Annotated in this window: 9 protein-coding genes; 2 read left to right on the top strand and 7 right to left on the bottom strand. The window is 67.2% G+C overall.

What is annotated here, in order from left to right:
- Positions 1–41: 41 nt before the first annotated feature.
- The gene (locus ACXIQ9_RS06370; RefSeq protein WP_459016116.1) at positions 42–1,832 is read right to left on the bottom strand and encodes an ABC transporter ATP-binding protein; all 1,791 of its coding nucleotides are present in this window, start codon (positions 1,830–1,832) and stop codon (positions 42–44) included.
- A gap of 110 nt (positions 1,833–1,942) precedes the next feature.
- Between ACXIQ9_RS06370 and ACXIQ9_RS06375 the strand changes: the two genes are divergently transcribed.
- On the top strand, positions 1,943–2,143 hold the full coding sequence (locus ACXIQ9_RS06375; protein ID WP_156797985.1) for a hypothetical protein: 201 nt from the start codon (positions 1,943–1,945) through the stop codon (positions 2,141–2,143).
- Positions 2,144–2,246: 103 nt separating this feature from the next.
- Here ACXIQ9_RS06375 and ACXIQ9_RS06380 read toward each other — a convergent pair whose 3' ends face one another.
- On the bottom strand, positions 2,247–2,663 hold the full coding sequence (locus ACXIQ9_RS06380; protein ID WP_459016117.1) for an RNA recognition motif domain-containing protein: 417 nt from the start codon (positions 2,661–2,663) through the stop codon (positions 2,247–2,249).
- Between the two features lie 201 nt (positions 2,664–2,864).
- Between ACXIQ9_RS06380 and ACXIQ9_RS06385 the strand changes: the two genes are divergently transcribed.
- Positions 2,865–3,092, top strand: coding sequence for a hypothetical protein (locus ACXIQ9_RS06385; protein WP_296415373.1), 228 nt, complete (start codon positions 2,865–2,867; stop codon positions 3,090–3,092).
- Between the two features lie 20 nt (positions 3,093–3,112).
- Here the strand turns inward: ACXIQ9_RS06385 and ACXIQ9_RS06390 are convergent, their stop codons facing one another.
- From ACXIQ9_RS06390 to ACXIQ9_RS06410, 5 genes are all read right to left on the bottom strand, one after another.
- Entirely contained in the window at positions 3,113–4,945 is a 1,833-nt protein-coding gene (locus ACXIQ9_RS06390; RefSeq protein WP_029626387.1) for a DEAD/DEAH box helicase, read from the bottom strand.
- A gap of 90 nt (positions 4,946–5,035) precedes the next feature.
- Positions 5,036–5,389 (bottom strand): phosphomannose isomerase type II C-terminal cupin domain, encoded by a 354-nt coding sequence (locus tag ACXIQ9_RS06395; RefSeq protein WP_296415370.1) that lies wholly within the window; start codon positions 5,387–5,389, stop codon positions 5,036–5,038.
- A gap of 9 nt (positions 5,390–5,398) precedes the next feature.
- Positions 5,399–7,018: an ATP-dependent DNA helicase gene (locus ACXIQ9_RS06400; protein WP_459016118.1), complete on the bottom strand. Its 1,620-nt coding sequence runs from the start codon at positions 7,016–7,018 to the stop codon at positions 5,399–5,401.
- Complete coding sequence (locus ACXIQ9_RS06405; RefSeq protein ID WP_459016119.1) at positions 7,015–10,614, bottom strand: UvrD-helicase domain-containing protein; 3,600 nt, start codon at positions 10,612–10,614, stop codon at positions 7,015–7,017. The genes ACXIQ9_RS06400 and ACXIQ9_RS06405 overlap by 4 nt, the downstream gene beginning before the upstream one ends.
- The gene (locus tag ACXIQ9_RS06410; protein ID WP_459016120.1) at positions 10,611–13,862 is read right to left on the bottom strand and encodes an exodeoxyribonuclease V subunit gamma; all 3,252 of its coding nucleotides are present in this window, start codon (positions 13,860–13,862) and stop codon (positions 10,611–10,613) included. The genes ACXIQ9_RS06405 and ACXIQ9_RS06410 overlap by 4 nt, the downstream gene beginning before the upstream one ends.
- Between the last annotated feature and the right edge of the window lies 1 nt (position 13,863).

Below are 13,863 nucleotides of genomic sequence, written 5' to 3' on the forward strand. Positions count from 1 at the left end.
TCTTGTGGTAACCCCTGCATTGGTGCCACTTCCTTGGCTGGTTAGAGAGCCAGGACCTCGTCCTGCCGTAGTCCCGCCTGGACCCGCCAGAGATTGACGTAGGCCCCACCGGCGGCGATCAGTTCCTCGTGGCTGCCGCTCTCGACGATTCGTCCCTGGTCCATCACCACGATCCGATCGGCATGGCGCACGGTGGACAGGCGGTGCGCAATCACCAGGGTGGTGCGCTCGGCGGTGATTCGATCGAGGGAGCGCTGAATCGCCGCCTCGGTCTCGTTGTCCACCGCCGCCGTTGCTTCATCGAGGATCAAGACGGGTGGATTTTTGAGGATGGCCCGGGCCAGGGCAATCCGTTGGCGCTGTCCACCGGAGAGGCGCTGGCCCCGCTCGCCCACCACCGTGTCGTAGCCCTGCGGCAGCTCCTCAATGAAGCGGGAGGCCTCCGCCAGCTGTGCGGCCTGCTCGATCTCGCCCCGCGTGGCCTCGAAGCTGCCATAGGCAATGTTCTCGGCCACGGTTCCGTGGAAAAGGAAGACCTCCTGGCTCACCAGGCCGATCGCCTTGCGTAGATCCCCCAGTTCCAGCGCTTCGATCGGTTGGCCATCCAGGCGGATCGTTCCGCCCTGCAGCCCATAGAGACGCAGCAGCAATTTGACGATGGTGCTTTTGCCTGAGCCCGTGGCCCCGACGATCCCCAAGGTGCTGCCGGCGGGAATCTCCAGGTCAAAGTTGCGGAGCAGCCGCTCCCTGCCGCTGTAGCCAAAGCTCACCTGCTCAAAATGGATCTGCCCGCGCACCCTCTGGCTGGGCAGGGGGCGATGGCCGCTGGGGATCGCGATCGGTGTGTCCACCAGATCCAGCACTCGCTGGGTGGAGGCCATGGCCCGCTGGTAGTCATCGAGGGTGCGGCCCAGGCTGGTCAAGGGCCAGAGCAGGCGCTGGGTGATGAAGACCAAGAAGGAATAGGTGCCGACATCGATCACCCCGCGCCAGGCCTGGAGGCCGCCAATGACCAGGATTGCCAGGAAGGCAAACAGGATCGCGAAGCGAATCAGGGGAATAAAGGCCGCCGAGAGTCGAATCGCCCGGCCGTTGCTGCTCTGGTAGGCACGGCTCTGGCTGCAGAGACGATCGGTCTCCCACTGCTCAGCGGCGTAGCTCTTGATGGTGAGCATGCCTCCGAGGTTGTTGGCCAGTCGGCTGGCCAGGTCTCCGGCCCGCTCGCGCACCTCGCGGTAGCGCGGTTGCAGGCGCTTCTGGAAATGCAGGGAGCCCCAGAGAATCAAGGGGATGGGCAGGAAGGAGACCCCAGCCACCGCAGGTGAGAGCCAGACCATGGCGCCCCCCACCGCCAACACGGTCGTGATCAGTTGCAGAACCTCGTTCGCGCCGTGGTCAAGAAAGCGCTCGAGCTGGTTGATGTCGTCGTTCAGGATCGCCAGCAGGCGGCCGCTGGAGCTCGATTCAAAAAAGCCCATCTCCAATCGTTGGAGATGGTCGTAGGCCTCCAGCCTGAGCTCGTGCTGCACCGTCTGGGCCAGGTTGCGCCAGAGCAGGGCGTAGAGGTACTCGAACAGCGACTCCGCGCTCCAGATCACAAAGGACAGTCCGGCCAGGACGCCCAGTTGCCCTGGGATAGTCGTCACCCCCCAGCTGGCCAGCCATGAGGTGTCCTGCTGCACCACCACATTGACCGCCAGGGCGATCAGCACTGGAGGAGCCAAGTCGAACAGCTTGTTCAGGACTGAGCAGAGTGCTGCGAGCCGGACCAAGCGGCGATGGGGCCTTAGGGCACGCAGGAGGCGGCGCAGTGGGGGTTGGGCTGGGGTCATGGCGCCATTCAAAGGCGCCGGGCTGAATTCAATATGAAGCTGCTCACTGGGAACTGATTTCTGGGTTTCACCAGCGTTAGAACCGTGGTGTCTCCAACAGGAGGGTGTCTATGACCCGTTCGAGATCGTTCCATCGCTTCCATCGCTGGACAGCCAAGCTGAGAAGGCGTTCCCTGCGCAGCGCCTTACCTGAGCCCAGGGAAGGCGAACTGCAGCCGATCCATCCCGTCTCCGAAGTCCGTTGCCGCGAGTGGCAACGAGATCAGCTGCTGGATCTGATCGAGAACGAGGACGTCGAAGTCGCCGTCTGACCAGCAAAAAATCCCTGGATGTGAGCCCATTCCGGGCTCCATCCAGGGATTTTTCTATGGGCTTGGGGAGGAGTGGCGCCCTGGCATGCAGGGCGCGGCTCAATCACCAGCGGTTGTCGCCACCGCCGCCGTAGCCGCCGCCGCCACCACCGCCGTAGCCACCGCCGCCACCGCCGCCGTAGCCACCACGGCCGCCGCCGCCGCCGCCGTAGCCGCCGCCACCGCCACGGTTACCGCCGCCGCCGTAGCCGCCGCGACCGCCGCCACCGCCGCCGCCTTCACGGGGGGTTGCTTTGTTGACGCGGATCATGCGACCCATCCACTCGACGTTCTGAAGATCGTCGATGGCTTTCTGTTCGTCAGCATCGTTCGCCATTTCGACGAAAGCGAAGCCGCGCTTGCGGCCAGTCTCACGATCGAGAGGCAGGCTGCACTTGCTGACCTCGCCGTACTGGCTGAACAGGTCAAGCAAATCCTCTTGTTCAGCTTGGAACGAGAGGTTTCCAACGTAAATGGTCATTCCTTAGACGGAACCTGAAAACTGATTCGTTGATGCTGTGGGGTTCCGTGTGGAGCCTGGAAGCTTTGGGAATCAGGGTTAGCCTACAGCTCCGAGGTCCCAGTGATTTCTTTGGGTCTGGGCGGTAACGAGGCTTAAAGCAAGACCGAAGGGAATCAAAAGAAACGGGTTGATCCCCGATTAATGTCCCATTGTCAGCAAATGAACACCCGCTATCGGGAGCGCCTGATGACGGCACCTGTGCCCTGGAGTTTGGCTTGGAGCAAGACCGGGGAGCTCGCCCCCCAGGATCGCTTTGATCTGTTTCAGACCCTTGTGGCGATCGAAACCGAAGAGGTGCAGCCGTCTTTGGTCGTTGCCGTGGAGAGCATGGGCCTGGCTGAACTGACCGCGCTCTCCACTGAATCGGTGACGGGCCTCTGTGCCTGAGGCCCGCCTGCGGGCTTGAACTAGCCCTGAACGCGAGAGATCTGAAGTTCGCGATTCAAGACTTTTAGACGCTTCAGGTTGTGGAAAACGTCCTCGGGCATGCCCTTGGGCAGGTCCACCAGGCTGTGGCTGTCAAAGATTTGAATCCGGCCAATGCTGCGGCCGTTTAGGCCGGACTCGTTGGCAATGGCGCCGACGATGTTTCCGGGCTTGATCCGGTCGCGCCAGCCCACCTCAATCCGGAAGCGATCCATGTGATCTTCCGGAGGACCCGATTGCTCGCGGGGGCCGCGGCGGGCTCCGGGGGCGTTGCGGGGACCGCGGTCACGATCGCCGAAGCGGTCGTTGCGGCGTCCATCACGGGACTGGGGCTGCTGGCGGATCCAGTTCTCATCGTCATGGACCAGCAGGGGCTGATCGCCGACTGCCATCTGCAGGGCTGCCAAGGCCAGTTGCTCTGGGGCGACCTCGCTTTCCTGGCCGACCCGCTTGATGATTTCTGAGAGCAGGGCCTGCTGTTCGCTGAGGTTGCTGGTCTCTTCGCTGTTGAGCCCCTTCACGGTTTCGCTCAGGCGCTCGCGCAGGCGATCCAGGCGGCTCTGGTTGATGCTCGCGTTGGTGGGGATTTCCATCGGTTCGATGGGGCGACCCACGGCGCGCTCAAGCCCGGTGATGAAGCGGCGCTCGCGCGGCGTCACGAACAGGATCGCGTTGCCGGTGCGGCCAGCACGGCCGGTGCGCCCGATGCGGTGGACGTAGGCCTCGGAGTCGAAGGGGATGTCGTAGTTAATGACCAGGCTGATCCGGTCCACATCCAGGCCGCGGGCCGCCACATCGGTTGCTACCAGCACATCCACGGTGCCGTTCTTCAGGCGCTCAATCGTGCGCTCCCGTTGGCTCTGGGCCACATCACCGTTGAGGACCGCGACGCCATAGCCCTTGGCTTCCAAGGCTTCGGCCACGGTGACCGTGATCGCCTTGGTGCGGGCAAAGATGATCACGCCTTCTTTGGTCTCGGCCTCGAGCACCCGGCTCAGGGCCTCGAGCTTCATCGGACCGTTGACGGTGATGAAGCGCTGCTGAATGCGGCTGGAATCCGACCCTTTGGTCTTGATCGTGATCTCAGCGGGGCTGTTGAGGTACTGATGGGAGATCCGGCGGATCTCGCTGGGCATCGTGGCCGAGAAGAGGACGACCTGACGCTTCTCAGGCAGTTGGCTCAGGACCCACTCGACGTCGTCGATGAAGCCCATGCGCAGCATCTCGTCGGCCTCGTCCAGCACCAGGCTGCGCAGCCCGGAGACATCGAGGGTGCCCTGGCGCATGTGATCCATCACCCGGCCAGGGGTGCCCACCACGACCTGAACCCCGCGCTTGAGCTTGTGGATTTGATCGCGGAAGTCCGATCCGCCATAAACCGGCAGTACCCGCAGATGGGGCAGCTTCGTGGCGTAGCTCTTAAAAGAGTCAGCCACCTGGATGGCCAGCTCGCGGGTGGGAGTCAGCACCAGCACCTGGGGGGTGCGTTGGGTCTCATCCAGGGCCGCCAGCATCGGCAGGGCGAAGGCGGCGGTTTTGCCCGTACCGGTCTGGGCTTGGCCCACCAGGTCGCGGCCGAGCATCAGCTCGGGGATGGCGGCCGCTTGGATCGGGGAGGGTTCGCTGTAGCCGATCTCCTCGAGGGCCTCGAGGATTTCGGGAGAGAAGCCAAATGCTGCAAATCCAGTCTTCTGACTGGGTTCTGCCGTGGTGATTTCGATGCTTTCGCTCGGGGCGCTGTCCTGGCTGCTAGCCAAATCGAGCGCACTGAGATCCACAGAGCTGGTAGCGCTCTCGAGAGAGGTATTGGTCAAAGTTGGTCTGGGCCTGAATCCTTCGTCGACAGGCCGGCAGACACCCGTTGAAGAAACTGCCTTGCCCTTCACAAAGGGTGAGGAATCAACCTAACACTTGACCCTTTGGTAATCGTCAGCGAGGCGCTCAATGTCCTCCTCGCTGAGGTGTTCGCCCCGCTGGACTTCAACGATCAGCAGGTTCTCATCCGTTGCGGCAGCCCGGTGCACCGCACCGCAGGGCACCAGCAGGGTGGTGCCGGCCTCCGCCTCAATTGAGGTTCCATCGCATTCCAGCTGACCGGAACCACTGACCACGATCCAGTGCTCCAGCCGGTGTTGGTGGCGCTGCAGGCTGAGGCGGTGGCCGGCCTGGATGCAGAGCCGTTTCACCAGGTATCCCTCACCGGAACCGATGGTTTCGAACCAGCCCCAAGGCCGCTGAACGATGCCTGGCTCCGCCATGGGCGCAGGCTAGGTCGGTTTCTTGGCTGCGCCCACCGGTGTGATCAAGGTGGCCTGCCGTTGCGCGCGGGTCAGGCCGGTGTAGATCAGGCGCGGATCCAGAGCTCGGTTCGCCGGCAGCAGGAACAGCACATTTCTGTATTGGCTGCCCTGGGACTTATGCACCGTCAGCGCAAAGGCCGGCTCCGCTCCACTGAGCTGCGCCGGGTGCAGGAGCCGCTGGCCCGGCATCAAGACCCGGCGCTCGCAGTGGTGTTGAACGACGACGCCGATGTCGCCATTGGCGAGGCCTTGGTCGGCGCGGTTGAGGCGATTGAGGACTGGGGTGCCGGGGGGCCAGTGCAGGGGACCGCTTTTGACGAGGTCGCCCAGCAGGGCGCGGTGCACCGCCTCCACCCCCCAGGGCCCGAGGCGGAGGGGACTGAGCACCACCAGTTCCTCCAGTTGGGCCAGCAGGGCGTCGCTTTGTTCGTTGCTGGGTCTTCCCCCTTGCCACTCCAGGGCTTGGCAGCGTTGACGTAGGGCGGCGGCGTGCTGTTGCAGCGCCTCCAGCAGGGGTGTTGGCAGGCTGCGGCTGGAGGCCTCGAGCCACCTCACGTTGTCGCTGGCGGTCAGGGCCTGGAGGCTGGGTTGCAGGGCGGCGAGCAGGTCCCCTTGAAATGCATTCGGCTGTTGCCGGAGTTGCTCGGCCAGCTCGGCGATCGCGCCATCGTTGCGGTAAGTGGTGCGCAATTCGACGGCGGCTGCCCCCAGCAGGCTGAGTCGCTCCGGCCGGCAGAGCTCTTCGAGCACGGCTCCGGTTCCAACGGGCGGCAGTTGGTTGGCGTCGCCGACGAGCAGCAGTCGCGCCTCCGCCGGCAGGGCCTCCAATAGAGCCGACATCAGCGGCAAATCCACCATCGACAGTTCATCGACCACCAGCAGATCCAGCTCCAGAGGATGGCGGCGATTGCGGCCAAAGCGCAGCTCCCCCTGGGCCTCCAGCAGCCGGTGCAGGGTGCTGCTGGGGAGGCTCTGAAGCGTTGGATCGAGACCCTGGCTGCCGTGACTGACGGAGCTCGCCAGGCGGGCTGCAGCTTTCCCCGTTGGTGCCGCCAGGTGAATCCGCAGCGATGGTGTCTGGTGCAGGCAGGCGGCCAACATCTGCACGACAGTCGAGGTCTTGCCGGTGCCCGGACCGCCGGTGAGCAGCACCAGGTCCTGGCCCAGGGCCGCTGAGACGGCTTGGCATTGGCGTGGGTCCAGGCCCGCTTGCGCCGCCGCGGCTAGGGCCGCTTTCCGCTCGCTTTCCTGCAGGGGTCGCCGGCGTTGGGCGCGTTGCTCCAGGGCGCTAAGGCAGTGCTGAAGTTGCTCATGCCAGCGTCTCCAGCGCAGCACCATGGCGTCTTGAACGATCGGTGCTTCCGGGCCCGCGAGCCAGCCGGCGTCCTCCAGGGCCGAGACCGCAGCGGCAGGCCAGTCCTCAGGGGGGACTCCATCGGGCTGCGGGCCCCGTAGATCAAGCCCCAGCTCGCCTTGTTCGAGCGCCTCGATTAAGGCCTGCACCATGGGCTGCAGCAGGGCACTGCCGCGCTGGGGCGGCAGCAGTCGCTGGAGGCTGTCGAGCACTGCGGCGCTCAGGGTGCTCATGGTTGGCCCTCCCGCAGCAGGGCATCAAGGGCGAGGACCCGATCGAGGTTGGGTTGATCTACCAGCACCCCTGGTGTCGGGGCCGTGGGATCGGGGGTGGGGCCGGGTACCCCCCGCAGAAAGACGTAGGCGTAGCCCCCCAGGTGTTGGGCGGGGTCGTAGTGCGGTAGCCGCCAGAGCAGGTAGCGGTGCAGGGCCACCAGGTACAGGTGGGCCTGCAGCGGGTAGTGGCTGCTCGCCATCAGGGTCTCCATCGCCGGCTCGAGGTAGTCGTTGGGGCCGCAATGGGTGACGCTGCCGAGACGATCGCGCTGACCGAGCCAATTGCTCTTCCAGTCCGTCACCCACCAGCGGCCCTCCCAGCAGAAGAGCAGGTCGATCGAGCCGGTCAGGAAGCCCCGGCTGGCCACCTCGAGGGTCTGCAGCGTTTTGGCATAGCTCCCTCCAAAGCGGCCGCCGGGGTGACTGGCGAAGGCCTGCGCCAGGCCGCTGCTGCGCACCAGACGGACCTCCCCTTCTCCGGTCGCCAAGGGGAGATCGAAGTTCATCTCATTGAGCCAAGAACCGGCCTTGAGGTCCCCCAGCCGGCAGGCGCCCAGGGGACCGCCCAGGGGAGTGAGCATCAGTTGCTGGAGACCCTCGAAAAGGCCTTCGCACGACGGGCCCCCCAGGCCGGCCCGCTGCAGTTCCTGCTCGATCACCGCATCGGCCTCCTGCCGTTCCCCGCGGGCCACGGCGCCGTAGTCGAGGCGCTCGAGGATGCGGTGCAGGGCATCGCCAGGACCCGAACCCCGGGGGAAATGGGCGAGGGGGCCCAGCTCGGGCCAGGACGTCGTCGGCTGGGCTGTGTTGCCCTCCTCCAGCAGGGCTTGCGCAAAGCCATCGCCCAAGGCATCGGTGTCACGGCCCTCCTCCTGCTGCTCCGGCGGCAGGCTCACCTGGGAGTGGGCCCAGGCGGAGTAGCTGGCCCTGCCCCAACTGCTGTCGAGGGAACGCTTGGGACGGGGGCCCAGGCTCAGTACTCCCTCGGCGGGCTCTGGCCGCCAGGGCTGGTGAATCTCTGCAGACGCCTGGATCCGCTCAAGTGGTAGCTCCGTCTCGCGCTCGTCTAACCAGCTGCCCAGGGGGTTGCCGGGGTCGGCCTGATCCGCTCCGGGCCAGCCCAGTACCAGCAGGTGTTGGGCGCGGGTGCAGGCGACGTAGGCCAGCCGTTCCGCCTCAGCGATTTGCGCCTGCTGGTCCTGTTGGGCGGCGAGCCGGCCCACGCCCCAGTGGGGATTGAGGTGCAGGTCCAGTTGGGGTTGCCCGCCAGAGCTCCAGCGCCGGCCCAGGCGCTTGCTGGCTTTGCTGCTGCCCTTCCAGAGGTAGGGGCAGATCACCAGGGGGTACTCCAATCCCTTGCTGCGGTGCACGGTCACCACGGCGATGGCGGCTTCGGCGGCATCGCTGCGGCAGAGATGGGCCTCGGGGGTGTCCCGGTTTTCCTCGAGGCGCAGCCGCCTGAGCCAGTCCGCGGCCGCCTGGGCGCCCAGGCCCTGACGGTGCATCTGCTCCTGCACCAGCTCGGCGGCCTGCTGCACATCCGCCAGGGCCCGGCCGCGCAGGGAGAGCCGTGCCAGACCCTCGGTCCCCTGCAGGTGAGCCAAGGCCGCGGTTAAGCCGAGTTTGGGTAGACGTTCTGCCAGGGTGCTCAATTCGGCCGCGAGCTGATCCCACTGGGTGGAGCTGCTGGCCTCGATCTCGGCGGCGGACCAGCCCAGCAGGGCCGAGGCCGCCAGTAATTTCAAGCGCCCCAGTTGGCCGGGTTGGGCCAGGGCATCCAGGAAACGCTGCAGGGCACTGGCCCCGAGGCTTTCAAAGACATCGCCGCGGCTGACCAGACGGCTTGGGATCTGCCGGCGTTCGAGGGCGGCCCGCAGGGCCTCAGCCTGCTCGTGGCGGCTGACCAGCAGACAGAGGTCGCCCGGGTCGATCGGCCGGCCGTTGAGCAGGAGCCCTTGGCTCAGCAGGTCCTGGCAGAGACCGGCCACCTGTGCCTCGACCCCCTGGCTTGGATCCAGCTCCAGCAGCTGCAGCGGTGCTGGGTTGCCGGGGCACTCCAGTTGTCCCTTGTTGGCCTTGGCCAGCACCTGGGGCACATCCAGTGCGCTCTGGATTAACCCGGGTTGCATCAGGGCGTTCAGGCCCGCCACCAGTGCTGCGCTCGAGCGGCGGTTCTCGAACAGGCCAAAGCGGCCATCGGCCTCGGCGGCCGCCTGGCGGTAGGTCTGCAGCTCCCCGCCCCGGAAGCGGTAGATCGCCTGCTTGGGATCGCCCACCATCACCAGCAGGTGCCGGCTGGGCTCCAGTGCAAAGGCCCGCTTGAGGATTCGCCACTGGATCGGGTCGGTGTCTTGAAACTCATCGATCAGGGCGGCCCGGTAGCGGCGGGAGACGGCCTGCAGCAGGGGCGAGGACTCGCGGGGCTCCGGGCCCGGATCAAGTTGCTCGAGCAGTTGACCGAAGCTGATCTCACCGCTGCGCTCCCGGCGGCGTTGCAGCTCGGCGCGCCCCCAGTGGCAGAAGTGCAGCAGGGCCAGCTCGGCGGGCCCCTCCACCACCGCGGCGATGGCCTGGAGCAGGGGGGCCTGGGGCAAGGAGACCTGATCGCCGTGGGCCGGGGCCGCCGCCTTGGTGAAGGGGCCGGGGTGGAAGTACTTCTTGAGCTCCTCCTGCTGAAGCAGGGCGTCGTAGCCGGCTGGTGCCTCCAGTTGGGAGAGCCAGGTCTGAACGCGGTTCAGGCGGTCGGGTTTGGCCTTGAGCCGGTAGGGGGCGTACTTGACCCCCAGGCTCTTGAGTTCCACGGCGGCCGCGGCGAACTCCTCCTCGAGGGCCTCGCTGCGGGCCTCCCACTCCGCCTGGAACTGCTGCCAAACGCGGCTCCAATGGGGCGCGAGTTGCTCCGCCAGGGTCAGGTCCGTGCTCCAGCCCTCGGGCAGGGGGGCGAGCTGGAGGGCCGGGTCGCCATCGAGGCTGCCCAGCAGGTTCACCAGCTGCTCGGGGTTGACCTGTTGGCTCTGCAGGCCCGCCAGCAGATGGGGCGGCAGGGGAAGCACCTGCTGCTGCCAGTAGTCATGGACCAGCTCTTGTCTCCGCTCGCGCCCCTGGCTCTCCAGGGCGACATCCGGGCCAAGGCCGGCCTCGAGGGCGTGGCGCTGCAGGGTGCGGCGGCAGAAGCCGTGGATGGTGGTGATGTCGGCGCGATCCAGCCGCTCCAGGGCCAAGAGCAAGCGGCCCTTGATCGCCATCACCTGATCGGCCTGTAGGGCTAAGCGCCACTGCTGCAGCGGTTCGTCGGCCTCGGGGTTGGCCCGATCGAGCAGGACCAGGGCCTCCTGCAGGCGGCGGGCAATGCGGTCCCGCAGTTCGGCGGCGGCGGCATCGGTGAAGGTCACCACCAGCAACTCCTCGACCTCGAGCGGGCGCCTGCCCTCGCTCAGCAGCCGCAGCACCAGGTGAGCCAGGGCGAAGGTCTTGCCGGTGCCGGCGCTGGCCTCCAGCAGCCGGATCCCCGGCGCCAGGCTGAAGCCGTTGGCGTCAAAGGCGGCCAGGGTCATGGCTTGACCTCCTGGCGGCGCTCCAGCAGCGGCCCATGCAGCGTCAGGGCCAGGGTCTGCAGCTCCGCTGTGAGCAGGTCCCCCAGGGGCAGGTCCGAGCCAAAACAGACCCGCTGCACCGGATCGTCCCGCTCGGCCCGCAGTTGATAGCCCCCTTCCCAGATCTCCTTGGCTTTGGCCCAACCGCGCCCCTGGCCGGGTTTGCTGCTCTCGGCGCTGGCGTAGGCCCAGCCGGTTTCCGGCGGCAGCGCCCAGCAGTTCTGACGGTGCGCCTCGCGCCAGCTCTGCAGTTGCTCCAGCAGGGCGCTGGCCTGCTCGGGGGCGGGGGCCTCAAAGCGCTCCAGCACCCGGAAACGATGGCGGTCGCGGCCCACCAGGGAGGCCCCCTGCAGGTTCAGGCCGGCGGCCGCCGCCAGCAGGCACTCCAGCCAGAGCTGCAGGCGTTGGGGGGTGCGGGGTTTGGCGGTGTGAACCAGCACCAGCTGGCCGCCGCGGCTGCTCAACTCCGCGGCATAGCCCTGCCATTGCACCGGCTGCTGCTCCGGCTCCCCCAGCAGCTCCAGGCAGCTGCTCAGGCTCTGCCAACGCTGCTCCAACTGCTCCACCTCCAGGGCTCCGGCTGCCAGGGGGGGCAGCAGGCCCCGCCCCCGCTCTCGTTCGCGCCAATCGGGGCTCGCAGCCCCGGGCTCCTCGTCCCATTCACGGCGCAGCAGGCTGGCGCGCTCCCGCTCCCCCAGTTGCAGGGCTTCGAGATCGAGCACCGGCTGATCGAATTCCTTCGGACGAATGCCCAGTTGCTCCAGCCAGAGGCCTTGGGGAGCCTGGATCCAGCGCTGTAGATCGCTCCAGGCCTCAGCCGGAGTGGTCTGGGGAAGCGGCGGCGCCGGCGGCGGGGTGCTGAAGGCCAGCCCCTGCTGGCAGTGGAGCTCGCCCTGCTCGAGCTGTTGACGCACCTGCAGGAGGCGTTGGTCGCAACTCGCCGCCGGCCAGGGAGCCATGGCGAGGAAGTTGCTGCGCTCCAGGGCATTGGCGGCGTGCTCCCGCAGGGGAACGGCGCTGCTGCCGAGCTGTTGGGCCAGCAACTCCAACCACTGCCGCACCGGTGTGGAGGCTTCCAGGGTTTCTCCGGTGCGCTCATCGCGGCAGCTCCAACTGAGCAGCAGGTGCTGGCGCGCTGAGAGCAGGGCCTCCAGCAGGACGTAGCGGTCCTGGTCGCCGCTGTTGGGATCGCCCAGCTCGCGGCGGTGCTCCATCAGATGGAAGCCGGGCCGTTGGCGCTGACGGGGGAAGGCCCCGGAATCCAACCCCATCAGCACCACCACCCGGTGCGGAATCGCGCGCATCGGCTCCAGGGCGCTGATGGTCAGGGCCCCCGAGCGGTGTCCAAAGCGGCCGCTGCCCTCGCTCAGGCGCTCCGCCAGGACATCGGCCACCACCGGAGCGGCGAGCTGCAGGGGGCTCTCGCCGGCCACCGCCTGCCAGTCCGCCAGGGCCGCATGGATGGTCTGCAGCTCCCAAGCCCAGCTCCCCCCATCGCCAAAGAGCAGGGGCAGCTGCTCCCGTAGGCCCTCCACCCACTCCGGCACCCGCCGCGCCTGGGCGAACCAGCGCAGGCTGCTGAGCAGTTGCCGCAATAGGCCAATCCAGCGGCCCTGCTGCTCGAGGCTGCCGCCCAGGGCCATCGGCGCGGTGTCCCCGAGGGCCAGGCCCGGGAGATCCGGGAGCACCAGGCCCAGCACGAGCCGATCGATCGCCCAACCCAGGCTGTGGCTGGGGTCCCCGCCCCGGTCTCGCCCATCCAGTCCCCAGCGGAACCCCGCCCGCTGCAGCAGGGCCGTGAGCTCGCCGGCGTCGCCGGCTTCGAGCTGTTGGGCCGCCAACAGGGGCCCGCAGCAGAGCACGTTTTCCAGGGCACTGGCCGTCAGGCGTTCGCCGCCGAGTTGCAGCAGGGTGAGCAGTCCCTGGGCAATCCCCGCCTCGCTCTGTTGGCTGCGGTCCGTCAGACGCCAGGGCAGGCGCACCCCGGTGGCCTCGGCATCACCGAAGACCGCGGGCACCAGCGGGGCGAAGGCCTCCACCTGGGGCGTCATCACCAGGATGTCCCGCGGCTCGAGGCTGGGGTCCGCCGCTAGCAGCTGCAGGATCTGATCGCGCACCACCTGGAGTTGGCGCAGCCGGCCCGGGCAGGCGTGGAATTCCAGGGAGCGATCCAGCGGGTCCCGATGCAGGGGTTGATCGGCCTCCGGTTCGCCGCAGACCAGCTGCTCCTGCAGTTGCTCCAGTAGGGACGGTTCCTGATGCTCGTTTCGGGCGACGGTGGCGGGGGCAAAGAACAGATCCCCCTCCTGCCATTGGCCCAGTTGGCTCTCGCCGGTTCCCTCGAGCAACTGCTGAAATTCCGCCCCTAGCCGGCCAAAGCGGGCCTCCAGGCTCGGCACACTCAGCAACCAGTCCGCCGCCAGGGGGTCACTCAGGGCCGCCGGGCCGCTGCGCTGCCAGAGATCGCGGCAGGGGGTGAGCATGTAGAGCTCCACCTGGCGCACCGCCGAGAGGGCCTGCAGCAGTTCCACCTGCACCGGGGCCAGGCTGCTTAAGCCGAAGAGCCGCAGCGGTTGCGCGCTGGTGAGCTCCGGTCTCCAGCCGGCCTCGAGCCGGCGAATCAGCTGCCGTGCCCGCACGCCAAAGGGCAGGCAGCCCAGGCGTTCGACCAAACGGCGCAGCAACTCCGGCTGCCACTGCAACCCCTCCGGCAGCGTCTGGGGTTGCTCGCTCAGCCAGGCCTCGAGCATCGCCGGGCGATAAAGGCCGTAGTCGTCGATGGCATCGGCAATCGCTCGGGCTAATTGCCAGAGGGCCTGATCGAGTCGGTCCAGTCCGGAGGAGCGAACGTCCAGCCATTGGCGCAGGGGCTGAGCCGTTGGGCTTTGCAATAGCTCCGGCAGTAACTCCAGTAATGGCCAGACCAAGTTCTGGGCGCGCCAGGGATCGGGGCCGCTCTGCGGTGGGGCGTCCTCCAGCCATTGGTTGACCAACTGCCGCAGCAGGCTGCTGGGGAAGGGAAAGCGCAGGTTCGCCGCGATGCCGGCGGGGTTGGCTAGGGCCAGTTGCTCCCCCAGCCAGCGGCTGGTGGGCCAGGTGTTCACCACCACCTGGGCCTCCTCGAGGAGCTCCGGCGGATGCAATTGCAGGTTGGTGGCCAGGACGCGAGCCAGCAGCTCAGCGCGATTGCTGCGGTAGACCGTGAGCAAG

It is taken from the genome of Synechococcus sp. LTW-G (assembly GCF_054459035.1).